Genomic DNA, 20,155 nt, shown 5'->3' on the forward strand with positions numbered 1-20,155 from the left:
GTCTATTCGCGTTGCATCGATCGAATCAATTGCTTAAGGTTTGCTTCATTGATGCGATAACCCCTAGATTCACGATAGACACAATCGTTTTCTTTGAATGTTTTTAACGTGTAGGTCAAGTGCCGATAACTGACACCAAGGTATTCTGCTGTTTCTGTGAGTTTTTCTTGATAAATTCCCGCTACAGCTACTTCCAAGAGCAACAGCGCCAAGCGATAATTCAATTGGTAAGTCTGATTGATGGAGAAATGTTCCATCCGTCTAATTAATTTATCGCCGATATATTGACTGATCATTTTGACAAAATCAATGTCTTGCATCAATACTTGCTTGGCATGATCGATAGGAAGCGCCAAGCAAACAGTTGGACCGATCGCTAAAACTTCTTTGGTCGTTTTTTCAGCGGACACTAAGGTCAGATCTCCGATGAAATCACCGGAATGCAAAAATTGTAAAATCGATCGTTTGCCATTGGCTTGAGACTTGATAATCTTTGCTTTTCCTTCAAGGATCACGTACAAGTGAGTCAGTGTCCCGGCTTCTTCTTGTATGATCTCGTTGTGAGAAAACTCGTAAACAGAGGACTGTTCTAATGTTCCAGTGGAAAAAGGCAAGTCCAATTGATGAAATTTTTTGGCAATAGGATAAAGGGTTCGTTTCATTTTTTCTCTCTTTCTAGGAGAAATCTCCTAGTTGTTTTTCTTAGCATACCACATAATGGAGGAGGAGCAAATGAAAGGAGATCTCATATGAAACGAACCCTCTTTTGGTCACTGTTTTTCTATGGTATCAGCGCATTAGGGATCAGCTTGACAATCAAAGCAGCTGTTGGTGTAAGCAGCTTTAATTCATTGAATGTCTCACTATCCACAATCACAGGTATCAAGGTCGGAACCATTACGACAGCCATCAATCTGCTCTTCTTAGTCACTTGTTGGTTTCTGGACCACAGTCAAAAAAGCCGTTATCGGAAATGGATCAACTATTTGATTATGATGGCAGCATTGCTTTTCTTTGGCAATTTAGTCAATGGTATTTTATATGGCTTACTGCCAAATCTGATAGTGCCAAACTATTTGGCACAAGTCACATGTTTTATCATTGGGACATTGATTTCAGGACTCGCTACGGGACAAGTGTTGCGACTCAATCACTTGAAATTTCCTATTGAAAATTTTTGTCAGCTGATGGCTGATAGAAGTCGCTTTTCCTTCAAACAATATCGGTATAGTGTTGATGTGCTGTGTGTCATAATTTCAATCGGCCTTTCTACAGCTTTTTCATTTCCTTTGGTTGTGAGGGAAGGAACGGCCATTAGCTTATTCTTGTTATCTGGTGCTATCTCTTGGTCGCGAGAACGGTCATTTCTGTTCTTCCTAAAAAACCAATCAGTCAATGACATTGTTCAGTAAAAAAATGTCTGATTAACATTCATTCTTTCGGATGAATGTTTTTTTGATTCCTTTTTATAGTGTATAATTGTAGTGTGAGTAAAAAAATGCTGATAATGATCTAAAAACTACCCAAAGAGAATCATGAGAAAGAACGGAACGAGAAGAATCCTGATAGAGGTTAATTGTGAAGCGAAGCACCATGCAATTCTAGTGAAACTACTCAAAAAGGGGTGAAGACTTGAAGAAACTGCTTTTTCTTTTGGCTTTTGTTATCTGGAAAGGAATAGCCATACATGGAATTCCTTCTTCCTATGCGAAATTTTTAATGGGCTATCATGAGTTGGGCGCTAAGCTAGTGTTGCTTTGTTTCTTTGTTATCCTTTTTTATAGGGATTTGTTGGATCGTTTAAAAGAACTGAAGGTTCTCTCATTGATAAAAATAGGCTTGCTGACATTTGTAGCGATTCTTTTAACAACGGTTTTCTTCAACCAGATTATCTTTCCAGGTGAACAATCAATGACTTTTTATTATCCATCGTCTCAGAGAACCGTTCCTTTACTATTGGGGGCATTAGTAGTAGGCCCATTGTTCGAAGAAATGTTCTATCGCTATACGCTTATTTATACTGGTAGAAAAAGATGGCTGAGAATTGTTACGACATTGTGCAGTCTTTTGTTGTTTTCGTGGGCCCATATTGTTAATGCTAATGGTAATATTTTTTTGTTATACCCTTACTTTATTATTGGATTTTGGCTGACAATCGTCTATTTGCGCAACAAAAATCCATGGGAGTCTGTGTTTGCTCATATCGCTTATAATTCCTTGGTTGTCTTGCTAGCGATAATCGGATGATCTGCTAGTGGAAAAAAGCAATCAATGCCGCTTGATAACGACATTGATTGCTAGATGAACGCTAGTTTAGCGTTGATTTTGCTGATTAAATGCGGCTACGCGTTCTGCGTTGATCCGCATGATCTCTTCTCCAGAGATATTTTGGTCATTGATGATAAGATCGAAGTCGGGATTTTTTGGTTTGTACTGATTGACGCCAAAGGCTACACTATTGGCAGGAATGTCTTTGGTAATAATGGCGCCTGCTCCAATCACAGTATTTTCACCGATGATGACTGGGCCAAGAATCTTGGCACCATCTGAAACGATTACATTTTCTGCTAAAATAGGTGTGCCCAGATTTTCCCAGGCATTCTTTTTCCGGTTAAACCGCTGATTTGAACCAATCGTTACATTCTGGAAAATCACAACATTGGCGCAAAGTTTCGCAGCAATGATCGTACAGCCGCGAGCATGGTGAGCAAAGCGGACACTTTTGTCCATCTCACCACAACGAATCTCGCAGCCATAACGATATTCTAATAATTCAGCTGCTTTCTTTCGTTCTTCTTTTTCTTCAGAAAAACAGTTGATTTGGATTAATTCTTCAAAAGTCATCGTTTCCATAATTTCACTCTCATTCATAGTTGTTTTTTATAGCTATAAAGACCGAATCTTTCATCAGGAGAAGGCTTACCAACGACAGTTTAGCGGATAGTTTTCCCATCATATAAGATCATGATAGACCGCTGTTTTCGTGGCGCTCGGTGATTCATCTAATTCCTGAATCGAAATACCAACGTGTGTCAATTCTTCCCATTCGGTGAGCGTAGGAAGACGCCCCTTACAATAAAGGTTGTTTTCTGCAAAAACTAAAGGCAAGCACGCGAGATCTTCTTGCTCTAGAAGTTCCAATACAAGTGGGTGAGTAATGAAAGGCAGAATGCTTTCAGTCAAAACAGAAGAATGAATCACCAAGGATTCACCATGAAGTTGTTTATAGGCGCGGAGCCAAGACTCCGATTGAGGTAAATAGTCATAAAATTGTGTCTCTTCTGGCTTTTGCAGTAAATAAAGATCAATTTTGGGCATGGTATATTTTCTCCCTTTCTTATGTAGTGAAACGAACAGATAAAGTAGTTTTCATCGCTCACAACCCTTTAGTGAATGATACTCGGTGACCAAGCATCCGTCAAATAATGGCTGGAAAAAAAACACTCGAATCTATCACAGCACTGGCTTTGATGGATTCGAGTATTGGTTTTGTGTAATATGTGATCAGGAATTAGTTCGCTAAGAAACTAAAATCAGTCAATTCATCATAAGTGTAAGCTTGATCAATTTGTCCTTTGTCTTTAGTCCAAGCCACGATTTTGTCTAGTTGGTCCTGTGGGACTTTGGCAGCATAAGGATAGTCTTCTTTTTGGCTATCTAAGTAAGTACTCATGGCATCTGGGAACTGATAGTCGGCTAAGATATCAGCATATTCAGAAGCTTTGTGGCTGTTCATATAATCGATGGCTTGATCGTAAGCTTGATAAAATGCGGCAACATCTTGTGGTCGATCTTTTACCACATCAGTCATAAATTGCAAGGTACCACCTTTGATGCCAGCTTCTTTGGAACTGCCCAAAACAATTGCACCTTGAGCGGCTAACATACTCGCTTGCGGTTCTGTGTAGACAGCACCATCAACTTGGTCGCTTAATAGTGCCTCAGAACGAGCCGCAAAAGAAGCAATGTCAACGATTTGATAAGTAAAATCATTTTCAGCAGCAAACTGGTCCATGATGTATTCTAAAATGAAGTTCGGTACAAGGGTAATCTTTTTATCAGCCAATCCTTTCATTTCAGAGATGCCTGAATTTGGCGAAGCTAAGACTTTAAAGTCTTCTAGAATGTCCGAAGTGATTGTCATGTCAATGCCATTTTGCTTAAACGTCGCTTCTGTCATCACATCACTGATAGTTGCGTCCAATTCTTTGGCTTGTACGGCAACATTGCGATCATTTGGAGAAGTAAAAGATTTGATTTCAACATTTAGACCTAAATCTTTAAAATAGCCTTCTTCTTTGGCCAGAATAATTGGAATCGCAGATTCTGCTGGTAAAATCCCCACATTCAACGTTTGATCGGTCACTTCAGCAGTTGTCGCAGAGGTATCAGTTGTTTTAGTTTCTGAAGTGGAATCTGAATTGTTTCCGCAAGCAGCAACTCCTAAAGCCAATAATGATAAGCAAGTAAATAAAATCGTTTTTTTCATTTTTCGTTCCTCTTTCTTATTTATTCCCTGAAGGGATGTTCTTAATGGGTCTTTTTGAATAATTGTTCAAAAGATGTCTTATCCAATGAGAAGGGAATGATATCTCTTCGTAGTTCCATACGTGGGGTTTCTAGGGTGTTGAACCCTGGAATTGTCGTGAATGACAAGACAAAACCTTTCCCTTCTAGTGTTTTGATCGTCTGTTGATCATAGAAACCAAAGGGATAAGCAAAAACATCTTGTATCGCTACAGTTTGATTGCAGCAATCTAAATCAGCCGCAAATTTTTCAGCCGGTTCCCACATTGAGCGGCCCATCATTCCTTTTCGTTCATGGAAGTGAGTCGTATGATTGGCGTATTCAAAAACATCACTCATTTCGTTCAATTCCGAGCGACTGAGTGTTTTGGAAACAGCCGGCTTATAAGGGCTCGGTTCAGCAAACAACCAACCGCTGACAACAAAAGCGGTCGCTTTGAAGCCGGCCGCTTTCAATAACGGGTAGGCATATTCCCTCATGGATTGGTAGCAATCATCAAACGTCAACAAAACCGCTTTTTCTGGTAAAGCTTTCTTTTGAAGATAGTAGTCTTTGACTTCCTCCAAAGTAAGGGTATGATATTTTTCTGCTTTCAAAAAGTCGATTTGTTGTTTAAAATGAGAACAGCTATTGAATAACGGCAATGGAAGAGCATCTTGATAGCCATCGGCAACTTCGATTGGTCGTGGTTGCTCACTTAACTCATTGTCTGGTCGTATTTCATGAAACACAAGTGTGCGGAACATCAAATGCATCCCTTTCTATTTTTTTTCGCAACAATCAGTATAGCATAGAATGTGAAAGAGGGAACAACTATTTTTTAGAAAGAAGGAGCCAATTTATGGCGATTCATTTAGAATCAGTCGCATTTTCATTTCAAGATCGCTTAATCTTTAACAATCTAGATTTAACCTTAGATAAGGGCCATACATACGTCGTCTTGGGAAAATCAGGGGTTGGTAAAAGTACCCTGCTCTCATTGTTGAAAGGGTGGCAGCTGCCACAATCAGGTCATATCGATTATGGCGATAGCCATCCTTCTGAGATCGAATTGGTTTTTCAAGACTTACGTCTGTTTCCGTGGCAGACAGTTTATCAAGCGGTAGAAATGCCTCTTCAAATCCAAAAAGTCCCCAAAAACCAAAGAGAAAAGTTAGTCGAAACGTGCTTACAAGCGTTAGAACTAGATTCTTTCAAAGCGCGTTTCCCTAGTCAACTGAGTGGCGGCCAAAAACAGCGAGTGGCAATGGCAAGAGGATTAGTGACCAGTCCAGCATTTTTACTGTTAGATGAGCCGACATCGTCTTTGGATCAGGAAACCAAAGAACGTACGCAAAATCTGATTTTATCTGAGCAACAACGACTTGCGAACGGTTTAGTCGTAGTGACCCATGATACAGAAGAAGCGGCTTACCTTGGCGAGACGATCCTATTGGTTCAAGAACATCAAATACATCAGATCAAAAACCCAGTTTTCCACCAAGCTAACCGCCGTGAGACGATGGACTTTTATGCTTTTTCATTGGCATTGAAAAAGAAGATGAGAGGAGAAGTCAGATGAAAGCCGGACGTTCTTTTTTGTGGGGGGCAATGTCGTTTTTATTGTTATGGTGGGGAATCAGCTTGTTAGCGGATAACCGTTCGCTGCCGGACCCTTATCAAACTTTCCGACGATTTTGGCAATTGCGTGCAGAATTAGGGTTACATGCAGGGGCCAGTATGATTCGCGTCCTGATCTCACTATTTTTTGCGTTGCTGATCGGTATACCTTTAGGGATTTTTCTCGGAAGAACAAAAATAGTAGCAATCGTTGATCCTCTGCTCTATTTCTTATATCCGATTCCAAAGGTCGCTTTTCTACCAGTTTTCATGATCTTTTTTGGTTTAGGGAATGTTTCAAAGGTGATCCTGATTTTTTCGGTGATCGTGATTCAAGTTGTGGTTTCGATTCGAGATGGGGTAAAAGAAATCCCAGCAGCTTACTTTCAAGTGATGCAAAATTACACGCAAAACCTGCTGCATCAGATCCGTTTCTTGATTTTGCCAGCAATCATGCCGGCATTGTTTGCCAGCATGCGGGTAAGTATTGGTATCTCGCTTGCCTCCTTGTTCTTTGCGGAAAACTATAATACGACTTATGGCGTCGGGTACTTGATTTTGAGTGCTTGGTCTAAAATGGATTATGAGCAAATGCTGTCAGGCATCGTTGTGATTGCATTGATGGGCTTTTTCTTCTTTGGTGTGGTGGATGGATTAGAGAATCGCGTATGTCGTTATCGCAGGTGATTATTTTCCATCACTAAATCAAGAGTTTCATTTTGCTATTAAAGAATCATTCGCTCGCAGAGGTCGAGAAGTGGTTCTTTTCTTTTTGTGCCAAGTGAGGGGAGACAAATTTGGAAATGATCGTGTAATTGTGAGCAATTTCGTATATAATATATGCAGTTGATTGAGAATTATTCTCAGTAGAAGGAAGGATAAGAATGAAAGAAGCAGATTTCTCAAAAAATCTCTTTGATTTAGTGTCGGAACATCCGGAAATCAAAGAGATTATGAGCAAACTTGGCTTTACTGCCATCAATAAACCCGGCATGCTTCAAACTGCCGGTCGCTATATGACGATTCCGAAAGGCGCACAAATGAAAAAGATACCTTTGGAAAAAATCATTCAATCTTTTGAAAATCAAGGTTTTCTTGTGAAAGGAGTCGACAAATGAGAACGAAGGAACAACGGCAAGAACGAATCGTCGAAATTTTGAGCTTGCTTCATCAAGGCGGTTCTTTTGAAGAAGCCAAACGCTTATTCAATGAAGAATTTGACGGCGTAGATGTCACTGAGATCACCTCGGCAGAAAAAGCATTGATTCAAAGCGGTTTAGACCCTTCGGAGATCCAACGTCTATGCAATATCCATGCGGCTGTATTTAAGGGATCGATCAACGAGATCCATCATTCAAATGAAGAATATGGACAACCTGGTCATCCAGTCCATACCCTCAAGCTAGAAAACCAAGTCCTGCAATCGTTATTGACGGACGAAATCGACGGATTGCTCAAGAAAATCAAAAGGGGGGACTGGTCACAAAAAGGACGTCTGCAAGCAGCACTGCAGGATCTGTTACAGATCGACAAACATTATGCAAGAAAAGAAACGCTGATCTTTTCATATATGGAGAAGTATGGCATCTCTGCTCCGCCGAAAGTCATGTGGGGAGTCGACGATGATATTCGCGAGATGATCAAAGAGTTGAACCAGTATTTGGCAACTGACAAAGCAGCATATAATCCTCTAGCTGAAAAGTGGCAGGCAGTAAAATCTGAAATTGAAGAAATGATTTTTAAAGAAGAAGAAATCATGGTTCCTATGACATTGGATGTCTTCAGTTTAGCGGATTGGCAACGGATCGCGGAAGATAGCTTTGACATTGGGTTTGCTTATATTCCTGAACCATTGCCTTGGAAACCAAGCCAAGAGTCACTGGAGAAAGAATTGGAACGGGAGCCAGCTCGTCAATTGGCCATCAAACAAGCTCAAGAAACCACAGCTGGTATTGCCGCGGGACTTGGGTTTGAAGAATTCGCTGAACCGCCAGTGACAACGACTGCTCCCACGAACCAAACCATTGAATTTCCCACCGGCTCCTTGCAGCTGGAACAATTGATTGCTATGTTCCAAACATTGCCAGTCGATCTGACGTTTGTGGACAATGAAGATCGGGTACGTTTTTATTCTGAAGGGAAGAGTCGAGTCTTCCCCCGGACAAATTCAGTGATTGGTCGAGAAGTAGTGAATTGCCACCCACCTAAAAGTATGCACATCGTTCAAAAAATCTTAGACGATTTTCGGTCAGACAAAAGAGAAACAGCTGATTTCTGGATTGACATGCGGGGACGAAAAATCTATATTCGCTATTTTGCGTTGAAAAATCCAACGGGGAAATATCTAGGCTGTCTGGAAGTCACGCAAGACATCACAGAGATCCAAAAGATCGAAGGACAAAGTCGGTTACTGGATGAGGAGTAGGAATGGAGTATTTACTCAACAAAACACATGCAAGCAGAAAAAAATGATAAAAACGCTTGCACGAAAATCAAATAAATAGTATAGTATAAACAATCAAATGGGTAGTTACTGATAATGCAGGCTATACCTTCGTACGTGTGTATGGATCCTACACATGTATTGAGGTATAGCCTTTTTTCATTTTAAGGAGGTGAGAAACGTCTTGAAGATCAAAAAGATTCTAAATAATAATGCGGTTTTGGTCGGAAAAGATGGCAAAGATTTTATTTGGATCGGCACCGGGCTGGGCTTTAAAATGAAACCGGGACAAGCAGCAGACGAGACGAAAATAGAGAAAGTATTTGTATTGCATAAAAACAAAGCTTCTGAACGTTTTTTGACATTAATGGAATCAATCCCGGCAAAGTACGTTTCCTTAGCTGATGATATTATTCGATTAGCTAAAAATGATCTAGAGCATGAGTTAAGTGAAACATTATATGTATCCTTAACCGATCATTTATATCATTTGATTAAATTACACAAACAGGGAATGAGTATTTATAACCGTCTTTCATGGGAAATTAAGAAGTTTTATCCCAAAGAATTTGAGATAGGGAAAAAAGCACTATCTTTAATTAATGAAAAAACGGGTATCCAGTTCGAAGAAGAAGAAGCAGGGAATATTGCAATGCATTTGATCAATGCTCAGCTGACAGATGAGATCGATCAACCTGAAGATGTCCAGCTAATTGCAAAGAAAATTAGAGATATTATTTCACTTATTCGTCTATCTAATAAAATTCAAATCAATGAAGATTCGCTTGCGTTTGATCGCTTTATCACTCATTTGCGCTTTTTCTTCCAACGATTGACTACCCGGACTAAGATGAATAAGCAAAATCCATTGCTGGAGCACATTCAGAGTCAATACCCAGCAGCTTACAAAACGATGATTTTGGTTGAGCAGTATCTGAAAGTCTCTCTAAGTGATGATGAAAAGTTATACTTATCGCTACACATTCAAAAATTAATAGAGAACGAATAGAGGTTGTTACTGGTAAAGCAGGCAAGACTGATAATTATTCCTTTGTTGGGAATAATTATTTGTCTTGCCTTTTTGATCATGGATAAGGGGATGAATAAAATGGCATACAAAGATTTAGTTGAGGAAATATTGAAAAATGTGGGTGGAAAAGAAAATATTGCCGGTCTCACTCACTGTATTACTCGTTTACGTTTCAATTTAAAAGATGAATCAATTGCAGATACTGGAGCATTGAAAAAAACGAAAGGTGTAGTTACAGTAGTACAAAGTGGTGGACAATATCAAGTAGTCATCGGAAACCACGTACCAGAAGTTTATCAAGAATTTATTGACTATGCTGGGCTATCAAACGAAGCCTCGGAAGAAAAAAAGGAGAAGAAAGGACCTTTGGATGCTTTTATAGATATTATTTCTGGTATTTTCACACCTGTATTAGGGTTACTGGCAGCTACTGGAATGATCAAAGGGTTAAACGTTCTCTTTGTTTCTCTTGGTTGGATTGAAAATACTTCTGGAACCTATGCCATCTTGCAAGCCGCTGGTGACTGCTTCTTCTATTTCTTTCCAATTTTTCTTGGTTATACCGCAGCAAAGAAATTTGGTCTGAAGCAATTTGTTGGTATGGCTATCGGTGCGGCAATGGTCTATCCGGCCTTGTCAGGGTTAACTGCTAATACAGAACCTCTTTATACCTTATTTAATGGTACGATTTTTGAGTCACCTGTTTATGTAACTTTTTTGGGTATACCAGTTATTCTGATGAGTTATAGTTCTAGCGTTATCCCAATTGTGATTGCAACTTTCTTTGGAGCCAAATTGGAGAAAGTGATTACCAAATTAATTCCGAGCGTTTTACGTAGCTTTTTAGTGCCATTTCTAACAGTTTTATTGATGGTTCCTTTAACATTTATCGTGATTGGCCCAATAGCCACATGGATTGGAAATATTTTAGGAGCTGCTGTGTTAAGTATTTATCAGTTTAGCCCGATTGTTGCTGGTATAGCGGTGGGTGCAATCTGGCAAGTTCTTGTCATGTTTGGTCTTCACTGGGGGATTATCCCGATTGCTATCAACAATATTGGTGTATTAGGATACGATCCTGTAATGGTTTTAGGACAAGCAACTCCATTTGCTACTGCTGGAGCAGTATTAGCGGTTATCATTAAATCCAAAAATAATTCTGTTCGTGCGATCGGTATACCCGCTTTTATTTCTAGTCTTTTCGGTGTCTCTGAACCCTCCCTTTACGGGGTAACGTTACCCCGTAAGAAACCATTCATTGCAACTTTGATTTCTTCTTCCATAGGTGGTCTGATCATGGGGTTCTTTGGGACAAAATCATTTATCATGGGAGGAATGGGCGTTTTTAGTCTTCCAAATTATATTAGTCCTAGTGATGGAATTGGCAGTGGTTTTTATGGCTATGCACTTGCAATTAGTGTGGCATTTGCACTATCGTTTGTTTTAACTATTACATTCATGTATGATCCTACTGAAGATCGAGAAGAAGCTGAATCAGAGGAAGAGCAAGAGATAGCAATAGATAATTATTTAATGACGGAAACAAAGATTGAGATGCCTATTAAAGGAGATTTACTGACATTGGCTGATGTTGAAGATGAAGCTTTTTCTTCTGGGTTATTAGGAAAAGGTGTAGCGATTGTTCCAAGCAATGGAGAGATCTATGCGCCATTCGATGCTACTGTAGAAACATTGTTCCCAACGAATCATGCGATCGGTTTAAAATCTACGAATGGCATTGAATTGTTGATTCATGTCGGAATGGATACTGTTAACTTAAAAGGCGATTTCTTTACTTCCTACGTAAAACAAGGACAGCAAGTAAGGAAAGGCGAGCTGTTGATTCAATTTGATAAAGAAAAAATTCAATCCAAAGGCTACTCGATCATCACACCGGTTGTTGTAACAAATACTGATACTTATTTGGATGTTATCCCAGATATTGTTAATGAAGTCATTCAAGTGATTCATTAAGTTGTGTTCTATATGATACGATAGTAAAGAAGGGAAGGGAAAATATGCGCGCTATCATGCTAATGTTTGATACGTTGTCAAAAGATTTTCTGTCAAATTATGGAAATGATTGGATCCAAACACCAAATTTCGATCGCTTAAGGGAAAAAACGGTTACTTTCGATAATTTTTATGGGGGAAGTATGCCTTGTATGCCAGCACGTCGTGAACTTCATACAGGAAGATATAACTTTATGCATCGCATGTGGGGGCAATTGGAGCCTTTTGATCATTCCATTTTTGATGTGCTACAACAAAATGGCATCTACTGTCACCTAGTGACCGACCATTCTCACTATTTTGAGGATGGAGGGGCAACCTATCATAATCGCTATTCTACTTGGGAGGGGTTTCGCGGGCAGGAAGGTGATCGCTGGGTACCTAGGAAATTTGCTGAAGGCCATGCAGAAATAAATCCTTTGAATAAGCAAGGCATTTCAGTTGAACAGCATTTTGCGAACCGCACAAGACAAGTTGATGAAAATGAGATGTCGAGTGTTCAAACAATTCAAGCTGGACTTGATTTCTTGGAAGAATATAAAAAAGAAGATAATTGGTTTTTGCAAATAGAATGCTTTGACCCTCATGAACCCTTTTTTGTTCCAGAAAAATATCGTAAACTTTATGAGGACTGTCCAAATGAGTCACCTTATTTTTGGCCAAAGTATGGTCGGATTACAGATGACATTTCTTCCGATGATTTAATTGAATTACAAAACGAATATGCTGCATTGATAGCAATGTGTGACCATCATCTCGGAAAAGTCATTGATTTTCTAGAGACGAATCAAATGTGGCAGGATACGTTGGTGATTATTAATACGGATCATGGTTTTCTTCTTGGTGAGCATGATTGGTTAGGAAAGAATGTTGCTCCTATGTATGAAGAAATTATCCATTTGCCATTTTTTATCAGTTACCCAAATGCTGAAGTGGATACCCATACTTCTGTTTTAAGCCAAACGATCGATATTCCTGCAACTTTATTAGATTATTTTGGTATTGCGAATGAATTGGATATGGATGGTAAATCATTATTGCCAGCTCTAAAGTCTAAGGAGACTGTTTTACATGATGAAATCATTTTTGGAACAAATGGCGGTCATGTCAATATTTATGATGGGAAGTACGTGTATATGCGTGCGTCTGTAGATCCTTCCAACGGCCCAATCACTATCCAAACATTGAATTACGCCATGTTAAGGGGGTTCATCAATAAGGAAGCATTAGATACCATGAAGCAAAGAAAGGGAAATCGCTTCACAAATCAGTATCCTTATACAGAAATTGAAGTCTCCACATACATTGATTCTTATTCAGTTGGCCATTTGCTATTTGACTTGGAGGAGGATCCGCAACAGTTGACTCCACTGGATAATCCTGACGTTGAAGAAAGGATGATCCAGAAATTAATAAAAATCATGGATCGAATTGAAGTGCCAGAAAGTGAATATATTCGTTTGGGATTAAGAAATTAAATAAATTAGCAACTTCAAAAAGTTATTTAGAATCGAGGCTTCTACCATGAAACATATTTCAGTATTGATTAAACCCGCATCTTCCCTCTGCAATCTTCGCTGCAGCTACTGCTTTTATGCCAATGTCAGTTCCTTGCGGGAAGTCCGTTCGTTTGGCAAAATGAAAGAAGAAGTGACAGAGAAAATGATCAAAAATATTTATGCAGACTTAGAAGACGGTGATCAATTGACATTAGCGTTTCAAGGTGGAGAGCCAACGATGGCGGGCCTCAATTATTTTCGAAAAGTGACCCAACTAGTGGATCAACAGCAAAAGCAGGTACAGGTCCATTATGCGATTCAAACGAACGGGACCATGATCAATGAAAAATGGTGTGCTTTTTTGAAAGAACATGATTTTTTGGTCGGTCTCTCGATCGATGGCCATCCGCTCTACCATGATTTGCATCGGGTCGATCCGATAGGAAGAGGAACTTTTCAGCGAGTGCTGCAAACAAAACAGCTGTTTGACCACTTTGAGATTGACTACAATGTGCTTTGTGTCCTGACCAATCCATTGGCTAAAGAGGCTAAGAAAGTCTTTCGCTTTCTAAAAGAACAAAAAATCGATTTTGTCCAGTTTATTCCTTGTTTAGATGATTTAGATGCGAAAGAAAGAAATAGTTATGCCCTCACACCAAAACGTTTTGCGGGATTTTACCACCAGCTTTTGCAGTTATGGCTGCAAGAATTAGCGGAGGGGCATTATGTGAGTATCAAGCTTTTTGATGATCTTTTGAATCTATTGGTCAAGCAACAAGTCACCGCCTGCGGGATCTTAGGAAACTGTCAAGTGCAATATGTCATTGAAGCAGATGGCAGTGTTTATCCTTGTGATTTCTATGTGTTAGATGACTATCGAATGGGGTATATTCAAGAACAGACCTTGCGTCAGTTATTTGAACAGGACATTGCAAAAACGTTTGTGTGTCAACGGCCCGAAATGCCAAAGAAATGTCTGAGTTGCCCGTTTCAAAAAATGTGTCGTGGCGGCTGCAAACGCATGAAAGATGCCATCTATGTGGATGGGGACTATTGCGGTTATCAGCAACTCTTGCAGGAATTTGTGCCGCAGATCAATCGGATTTTAGGTTTGTTACAGGGGGTAAGTGTGTGATTGGGTTCATTTATTTTATAGTGATCGTGTTGGCGAATACGGTTGGTGCCGTTTCAGGCATGGGGGGCGGCGTTCTGATCAAACCCATTTTTGATTTTATTGGCGCCCATTCTGTTGCGGCCATCTCGTTTTATTCTGCCGTAGCAGTCTTTACTATGTCGCTGGTTTCTACCGCAAGACAGTTGGCTAGCGGACATAAGATCAATTGGCAAATCGTCCTTTGGGTTTCAGGAGGCGCCATCTTAGGCGGTATCTTGGGCAATGTCGCTTTTGATCAGCTGTTGCTGTTTTTCCAGAATGAAGACCAAGTACAGATGGTGCAGATCTTTTTGACCGTCGTGACGTTGTTGTTTGCTTTCTTTTATACCAAATATGACTGGCCCGGATTCCAACTGAAAAATAACTTCTGGTATTGCTTCTGTGGTTTAGTCCTTGGTTTTCTAGCCAGTCTTCTAGGAATCGGCGGCGGACCGATCAATGTTTCTTTGCTGATGCTGATGTTTGCTTTGCCAATCAAAGAAGCGACAGTCTATTCGATTTGTACGATTTTTTTCTCTCAATTGGCGAAAATCGTGACGATTGCTGGGACCACTGGATTTGGCCTCTATGACTTAAAGATTTTGTGGTTTGTGATTCCAGCCGCGATTGTTGGCGGTTTGTTAGGGGCAAAAGTCAGCACTGTCCTCTCACCACAAAAAGTGACGCTGGTCTTCCAGACAGTCATCCTCTTGGTGCTAACCATCAATCTTTATAACGGCTATCAATTATTATAGAAAGAAGGCAGATGGGATGATCAAGATTCCTGCTGGAACGTATCGAATTGGCACGGATACAAAAGCTGGCTTTGAAGAGGACCAAGAAGGTCCCAAGATCCAAGTTGAGATGGCCTCTTTTGAAATCGATGAAACGACTGTTACCAATCAGATGTTTGAAGCATTTATTGCGGCAACAGGCTATGTGACGGAAGCAGAACAGTTTGGCTGGTCGTTTGTCTTTCATTATTTTCTTTCCGAAAAGACGAAACAGAGGAGCCAACTGATCCCCAATATGAGTTGGTGGTATGCGGTTGCGAGAGCAGACTGGCGACATCCTGAAGGTCCGGACTCATCGATTGAGCAACGGATGGATCATCCAGTCGTCCAAGTCTCGCGAAATGATGCGTTGGCATTTTGCCGCTGGGCAGATAAGCGGCTGCCAACAGAAGCTGAATGGGAGATTGCCGCGAAAGGTGGTACAGAGAATGATTTTTATCCATGGGGGACAGATTTTTTAGCTGGAGAAGACTATCACTGCAACATCTGGCAAGGCGCGTTTCCCAAAGCAAATACGAAGGCAGACGGCTTTGCGAGTACTGCACCTGCTCGGTTTTATGAGCCGAATGGCTATGGACTTTATCAAGTCATTGGCAATGTGTGGGAATGGTGCAGCAATCCCGCAAGGATACCATTGGAACAATTTCGTTCATGGGACAGCCATTTTTTTGAGCAACGATTTCAGCAGGTGGACGATGCCATGTATGCGACACGGGGAGGGTCGTTCTTGTGTCATGAATCTTACTGCAAACGTTATCGGATCGCAGCCCGCAATGGAAACTCCGGGATGTCTGCGGCCAATAATTTAGGCTTTCGCTGTGCCAAAAGCTAGGCGTGTCTGTGAATAATAATAAAAAAACTATCTAAAAAATCTTGATTATCTCATTGCTTTTTTTTAGCAAGTCGTCCTTTGATAGGAACAATCAGTGATCGCTTAGATAGTTTTTTGTTTAATTGCTGTCTTAATAAATGATGGAAGTAGGGCCTGTGTTGACCGATTAATCCCATTGAGAAAGATAATTTCCTGAAAGATCATAAACCAGATTCAGTGCAGTATGTCCCCGAATATCATCGACACCGACCGTCCAAGTCCATTTGCCTTGAGAACCATTTAAGATCACGATACTAACTCCGGGATAATAATGGTCTAATTTCGCAACCCGTTTTTCCGTTTCTTTGATAACCTTGGGAATAACGCCCCAATCGATTTCATTATAAGCAATGGTCTCTTGAATAGGTAACTCGATCGTATCACTGTCTTTCTGCCATTTTTGTAAAAGATTTGTCGAATAATACCAGTATTCATCTTGTAGTTTAGTGGTGGGGTTGATGATTCGCGCGACTGCATAGACGCCGCTTTTCAAAGGAATGTTCCGAATGTGATAGCTATAACTGATGAGCTGAACCTCTTGATCTTTCAGCGCTTTTTTGTCGGTTAATTCAGCCATGATCGCGGAAGCAGAGGCTTCTTCTCTAAAAAAATTTCGGTCGAAGGGTAGCAAGGTTGTTAAAGCACCAAATGCAAACAAGATGCTAGGGAGAATGACCAATGTGCCGATCCAATAGAACAAAGCCCTTTTTCTTTTTCTGATACCAAAAAATAATGCCAAGACTATCATTAGTGCTATAACGAAGTACCAGAGTAGCGGAAGATAGCCGATCACTTGGTCGCGAGTTTCTACAACTGTGTACTCATCCAGTCCAAACCAGTTTTCGGCAATATTGATGTTCGTCAGTACAACGATCCCTAAGATTCCTGCAATGATGAGCAGGAGGATGAAATAAAAAAGCAGAGAAGGTAGAAGCTTGGAGTTACGTTTTTTATCAGTCATGGGTCACTTCCTTTGTCGGTTCATTGTGAATGAGCTGCTATTCCTAGTCCAGCCAAAATCTATTTATCTAAATTATTTTATTCGCTGTTGACACTAATTATACAACAAATAAAAAAAGAGACAAAAGGCAATGCAAACAAAAAGATCTGATCCATAGAAAGTAGAGCAACTATGGATCAGATCATTCGTTTCTTGCTTTTTATTTATCAATGATTATCGGTTCACATTGTCTTGACGAGCAATACCAACAAAGAACTTCAAGCAATAAATCGCGCAGATACCGACAATTACGTAAATGATTTTAGCGAATAATGTAGTTGATCCGCCCGCAATTGTTGCAACCAAGTCAAATTCAAATAGTCCAACCAATAACCAGTTTAGGCCGCCAACGATAAGTAGCGCTAAAGCTATACTGTCTAATACTTTCATTTTAGAATTCTCCTTTCTTTGTGCATATTTATAGTATATAGCATGTGTTTTGTTTTGGGAAAAATACTGCTTGAAGAAAATCGTCACTGTTTATTCGCCATCATCGGATACTTCGATATTCTTTTCTTTCTCTCCATTTTGTTTCCGTTCATTGTAAATAAATACATGACGGACGATCTTCAACAATGGTCGGATCGTTAAGAAGATTGCTCCTATCAGATAGGCGATAGTTCCATAGATCGCAGGCAGATCTGTCAAGGACACGATACTTCCGAAAATATAAAATAAACCAGTCAAAATATCATTCGTTAGGGAAATCAGCAGATACCGGTTTTTGAAATAGACATGAAAACGGCGTCCTTTAATAATGACGTCTTCGTCTTTACCAAGTTCGATCTGATGTTCATTTCGTTTGATTTTTGGCACTGAGGGCGATCATCCTTTCTTTGCGTTAATTTGGCTTTAATACCACTTTGATGTTGTTATCTTCTTTTTTGTCAAAAATGTTATAAGCCGCAGCGGCTTCTTCTAAAGGCATGGTATGAGTGATGATCGGTGTTGGGTCGATCTCCTCTTTTTGGATCATTTCATAAATTTTTGGCATTAAGTGGATAACGGGTGCTTGTCCATGTTTCACTGCCACATTGCGCATGAAAAACTCTTGTAAAGGGTAGGACGATGCTGGAGTCATATAGACACCAGTAATTTGCACGGTACCAAATTTTTTGACCGCTTTCGCCGCCATTTGGATCGGTGAAATCGTACCACTTTGCAAGCTGACCAAATTTTTGGCTTTTTCTTTGACGGGTTCTAAACCATCCATACCGACGCAATCGATGATGACATCGGCGCCGCCTTTTGTTAATTCATACAAATCATCAGCGCTTGTCGCAAGGTCATCCAATTGGAAGGTCTCTACCTGATTGTAGCTTTGCGCCTTTTCCAGTCGATGGGCAACTGGATCGACCGCAATCACTCGTTTCGCACCAGCCATAACGGCGAACTTTTGGGCAAAAAGTCCTACAGGTCCTGAGCCAAGAATAATGACGGTATCGCCTTGTTTGACACCCGCATTTTGGACACTCCAGTAGGCAGTTGGCAAAATGTCTGATAGAAAAAGCACTTTTTCATCCGGGATCGCGGTATCTGGAACGACAAACGAAGTGAAATCAGCAAAGGGAACCCGTAAGAATTCTGCTTGTCCACCCCAATGATTGCCATTCAGCTTACCAAAGCCAAAGAGGCCACCATAAAGTTGATCAGAAGAGTTATCACATTGGCTCTCCATCTCATTTTGACAAAAATGACAATGTCCACAGCCAATATTAAAAGGGATGACAACACGGTCCCCTTTCTTCAATTTTTGAACTTGACTGCCGACTTCTTCAACGATCCCCATTGGTTCATGACCAACAACGTACCCTTCTTCTAGTACTGCACCACCGTGATGATACAAATGAAGATCAGAGCCGCAGATCGCTGTTGCTGTAATTCGAATAATCGCATCTGTTGGTTCAATGATCGTCGGATCACTCACATTTCGAACTTCCATTTTTTCTTTTCCTTGCCATGTTACTGCACGCATACTTGTTCCTCCTTTTATGAGATGTGACGGGAAAGGTTCCTGGTCGTGTGATTGACTGCCATTTCTTCTTTTGGGATGACAAAAAATTCGTGTTCTTAATAATTGTGCCGGGAAAAAATGCTTTTGACAAAAGAAACGCTCATGGTTTACTAGCCGAATTTTTTGCGATCGGCAAGACAGTTGAAAACAGAATAGTTGATTTAACTAAACAAGCGTGACACTATAAAGGTGGATCGAAAACAGGATCGATGGGCTCATCCATCGAAGCGTATCCCCAATGAGGACTCACATAAAAGTAGAAAAGAGGAGAAAAACATGGATATTACGATTCGTGGAAAAGCATCTTGTGTGAATTGCAAGGAAAATTATGATGGCAAATTGATTGTTCATCTGCAAGAAGATGCAGATGGGAAGCTGAAAACAGTTCCGCCTCTAGAAGAAAACGAGTTACACTCAGATGAAATCGCTATTCATTATGATTATGGTGAAGTAAAAGATGCGATCGAAGGCACCTTTGTCTGTCCTGCATGTCAGACAACAAATGATGTCCGCATCGAGATACCGCAAGAATTACTGCATAATAACTAAAAAAGAAACGCCTGTGGTTGGCGTTTCTTTTTTAGTTATCTGTCCGATCAACCACTTCGACATTGAAGTCTTGCAAGATTTTCAATCCAGAAGACTCATGGTTTCTACCTGAAACTAGCTGTTGATTAATGAGAAAATCGGCTTCTGGAAAAGCACTCTGAATCTCGATCGTATTAGACAACACGCAGATGTTGGTTTCTACTCCGGTCACTTCGATATGTTTTTGTTCATTTTTATCATTGAAAAGTTGCTCCTTGATTTCCAAGAGAACTTCAGGTGGGATACTAAAGTAATATTTTTTTATTACTTTTTCATTCGGCAACGGTTGCAGTTCAGGAACGATCTGTAACGCTTCTTGTTCTTCATCAGGAGTATCTTTACAATCAATCGGGATATCTCTTGTAAAAAGGATATATTCACCTTCTGCACGAGCTTGTTGAAGCCGTTTTGCGATTCGCGTGATCAAAGCAGGGCTGTCAGAAATAAATGATTGACTATTTTCATCACGAATCTGATTCTGCATATCAATAACAACTAACATTGACGATTCCTTCTTTCTTTTTTTCATAAAACGTAGTTTTATTTTCATTGTTCTTTCTTAAGTGATAAAAAAATGAAAAAAGAGAACAATAGCTTAAGAAAAATCCTCTAAAACTATCATG

The 20,155-nt window shown here is 40.1% G+C and carries 23 protein-coding genes; 13 read left to right on the forward strand and 10 right to left on the reverse strand.

Going from position 1 to position 20,155, the window contains the following annotated elements; genetic code table 11:
• Window positions 1-2: 2 nt before the first annotated feature.
• On the reverse strand, window positions 3-662 hold the full coding sequence (locus ACTFWY_RS08875; protein ID WP_195957884.1) for a cyclic nucleotide-binding domain-containing protein: 660 nt from the start codon (window positions 660-662) through the stop codon (window positions 3-5).
• Between the two features lie 87 nt (window positions 663-749).
• Here ACTFWY_RS08875 and ACTFWY_RS08880 point away from each other — a divergent pair, with 87 nt between their 5' ends.
• Window positions 750-1,412, forward strand: coding sequence for a YczE/YyaS/YitT family protein (locus tag ACTFWY_RS08880; protein WP_311828289.1), 663 nt, complete (start codon window positions 750-752; stop codon window positions 1,410-1,412).
• A 220-nt stretch (window positions 1,413-1,632) separates the two neighbouring features.
• A complete protein-coding gene (locus tag ACTFWY_RS08885) occupies window positions 1,633-2,247 on the forward strand; it encodes a CPBP family intramembrane glutamic endopeptidase (RefSeq protein ID WP_003125885.1) in 615 nt (204 codons plus the stop codon).
• A 66-nt stretch (window positions 2,248-2,313) separates the two neighbouring features.
• On the opposite strand, the gene ACTFWY_RS08890 is transcribed toward ACTFWY_RS08885, so the two are convergent.
• From ACTFWY_RS08890 to ACTFWY_RS08905, 4 genes are all read right to left on the reverse strand, one after another.
• On the reverse strand, window positions 2,314-2,853 hold the full coding sequence (locus ACTFWY_RS08890) for a serine acetyltransferase (protein WP_311828291.1): 540 nt from the start codon (window positions 2,851-2,853) through the stop codon (window positions 2,314-2,316).
• A gap of 99 nt (window positions 2,854-2,952) precedes the next feature.
• The gene (locus ACTFWY_RS08895; RefSeq protein WP_081131520.1) at window positions 2,953-3,318 is read right to left on the reverse strand and encodes an arsenic metallochaperone ArsD family protein; all 366 of its coding nucleotides are present in this window, start codon (window positions 3,316-3,318) and stop codon (window positions 2,953-2,955) included.
• A 193-nt stretch (window positions 3,319-3,511) separates the two neighbouring features.
• On the reverse strand, window positions 3,512-4,489 hold the full coding sequence (locus ACTFWY_RS08900) for an ABC transporter substrate-binding protein (protein WP_034704185.1): 978 nt from the start codon (window positions 4,487-4,489) through the stop codon (window positions 3,512-3,514).
• 41 nt (window positions 4,490-4,530) lie between these two features.
• Window positions 4,531-5,274 (reverse strand): polysaccharide deacetylase family protein, encoded by a 744-nt coding sequence (locus ACTFWY_RS08905; RefSeq protein ID WP_081131518.1) that lies wholly within the window; start codon window positions 5,272-5,274, stop codon window positions 4,531-4,533.
• 95 nt (window positions 5,275-5,369) lie between these two features.
• On the opposite strand from ACTFWY_RS08905, the gene ACTFWY_RS08910 reads away from it, so the two are divergent.
• The 10 genes from ACTFWY_RS08910 (at window position 5,370) to ACTFWY_RS08955 (ending at window position 15,891) form a co-directional block, all read left to right on the forward strand.
• Window positions 5,370-6,089 carry an ABC transporter ATP-binding protein gene (locus tag ACTFWY_RS08910; protein WP_005470810.1) on the forward strand — a complete coding sequence of 240 codons (720 nt, stop codon included), beginning with the start codon at window positions 5,370-5,372 and terminating at the stop codon, window positions 6,087-6,089.
• A complete protein-coding gene (locus tag ACTFWY_RS08915; protein ID WP_311828292.1) occupies window positions 6,086-6,814 on the forward strand; it encodes an ABC transporter permease in 729 nt (242 codons plus the stop codon). The genes ACTFWY_RS08910 and ACTFWY_RS08915 overlap by 4 nt, the downstream gene beginning before the upstream one ends.
• 197 nt (window positions 6,815-7,011) lie before the next feature.
• A complete protein-coding gene (locus tag ACTFWY_RS08920; RefSeq protein WP_311828293.1) occupies window positions 7,012-7,245 on the forward strand; it encodes a DUF1858 domain-containing protein in 234 nt (77 codons plus the stop codon).
• Window positions 7,242-8,552, forward strand: coding sequence for a DUF438 domain-containing protein (locus ACTFWY_RS08925; RefSeq protein WP_311828294.1), 1,311 nt, complete (start codon window positions 7,242-7,244; stop codon window positions 8,550-8,552). Before ACTFWY_RS08920 ends, ACTFWY_RS08925 begins: the two co-directional genes overlap by 4 nt.
• 202 nt (window positions 8,553-8,754) lie before the next feature.
• Window positions 8,755-9,579 (forward strand): PRD domain-containing protein, encoded by an 825-nt coding sequence (locus tag ACTFWY_RS08930; RefSeq protein WP_311828295.1) that lies wholly within the window; start codon window positions 8,755-8,757, stop codon window positions 9,577-9,579.
• 99 nt (window positions 9,580-9,678) lie between these two features.
• Window positions 9,679-11,574, forward strand: a complete 1,896-nt coding sequence (locus ACTFWY_RS08935) for a beta-glucoside-specific PTS transporter subunit IIABC (protein WP_311828296.1) — start codon at window positions 9,679-9,681, stop codon at window positions 11,572-11,574.
• 44 nt (window positions 11,575-11,618) lie between these two features.
• Window positions 11,619-13,091, forward strand: a complete 1,473-nt coding sequence (locus ACTFWY_RS08940; RefSeq protein WP_439926826.1) for a sulfatase-like hydrolase/transferase — start codon at window positions 11,619-11,621, stop codon at window positions 13,089-13,091.
• Window positions 13,092-13,137: 46 nt separating this feature from the next.
• Window positions 13,138-14,247 (forward strand): radical SAM/SPASM domain-containing protein, encoded by a 1,110-nt coding sequence (locus ACTFWY_RS08945; RefSeq protein ID WP_311828297.1) that lies wholly within the window; start codon window positions 13,138-13,140, stop codon window positions 14,245-14,247.
• Entirely contained in the window at window positions 14,244-15,020 is a 777-nt protein-coding gene (locus ACTFWY_RS08950) for a sulfite exporter TauE/SafE family protein (RefSeq protein ID WP_311828298.1), read from the forward strand. Before ACTFWY_RS08945 ends, ACTFWY_RS08950 begins: the two co-directional genes overlap by 4 nt.
• A gap of 16 nt (window positions 15,021-15,036) precedes the next feature.
• Window positions 15,037-15,891 (forward strand): formylglycine-generating enzyme family protein, encoded by an 855-nt coding sequence (locus ACTFWY_RS08955; protein WP_138372175.1) that lies wholly within the window; start codon window positions 15,037-15,039, stop codon window positions 15,889-15,891.
• A gap of 166 nt (window positions 15,892-16,057) precedes the next feature.
• Here ACTFWY_RS08955 and ACTFWY_RS08960 read toward each other — a convergent pair whose 3' ends face one another.
• The 4 genes from ACTFWY_RS08960 to ACTFWY_RS08975 all read right to left on the reverse strand — a co-directional run bounded on the left by ACTFWY_RS08960 (window position 16,058) and on the right by ACTFWY_RS08975 (window position 18,905).
• Window positions 16,058-16,891, reverse strand: coding sequence for a hypothetical protein (locus ACTFWY_RS08960; RefSeq protein ID WP_138372174.1), 834 nt, complete (start codon window positions 16,889-16,891; stop codon window positions 16,058-16,060).
• A gap of 213 nt (window positions 16,892-17,104) precedes the next feature.
• Entirely contained in the window at window positions 17,105-17,320 is a 216-nt protein-coding gene (locus tag ACTFWY_RS08965; RefSeq protein ID WP_003125912.1) for a DUF378 domain-containing protein, read from the reverse strand.
• 90 nt (window positions 17,321-17,410) lie between these two features.
• Entirely contained in the window at window positions 17,411-17,746 is a 336-nt protein-coding gene (locus ACTFWY_RS08970; RefSeq protein WP_003125913.1) for a YrhK family protein, read from the reverse strand.
• 25 nt (window positions 17,747-17,771) lie between these two features.
• The gene (locus ACTFWY_RS08975) at window positions 17,772-18,905 is read right to left on the reverse strand and encodes an alcohol dehydrogenase catalytic domain-containing protein (protein ID WP_156247959.1); all 1,134 of its coding nucleotides are present in this window, start codon (window positions 18,903-18,905) and stop codon (window positions 17,772-17,774) included.
• Window positions 18,906-19,220: 315 nt separating this feature from the next.
• Here ACTFWY_RS08975 and ACTFWY_RS08980 point away from each other — a divergent pair, with 315 nt between their 5' ends.
• Window positions 19,221-19,493, forward strand: a complete 273-nt coding sequence (locus ACTFWY_RS08980) for a hypothetical protein (RefSeq protein WP_081131506.1) — start codon at window positions 19,221-19,223, stop codon at window positions 19,491-19,493.
• A 31-nt stretch (window positions 19,494-19,524) separates the two neighbouring features.
• On the opposite strand, the gene ACTFWY_RS08985 is transcribed toward ACTFWY_RS08980, so the two are convergent.
• On the reverse strand, window positions 19,525-20,034 hold the full coding sequence (locus ACTFWY_RS08985) for an isochorismatase family cysteine hydrolase (RefSeq protein WP_005470828.1): 510 nt from the start codon (window positions 20,032-20,034) through the stop codon (window positions 19,525-19,527).
• Between the last annotated feature and the right edge of the window lie 121 nt (window positions 20,035-20,155).

This window comes from Enterococcus sp. 125944 (assembly GCF_051909435.1).
GTDB lineage: Bacteria > Bacillota > Bacilli > Lactobacillales > Enterococcaceae > Enterococcus_D > Enterococcus_D gallinarum.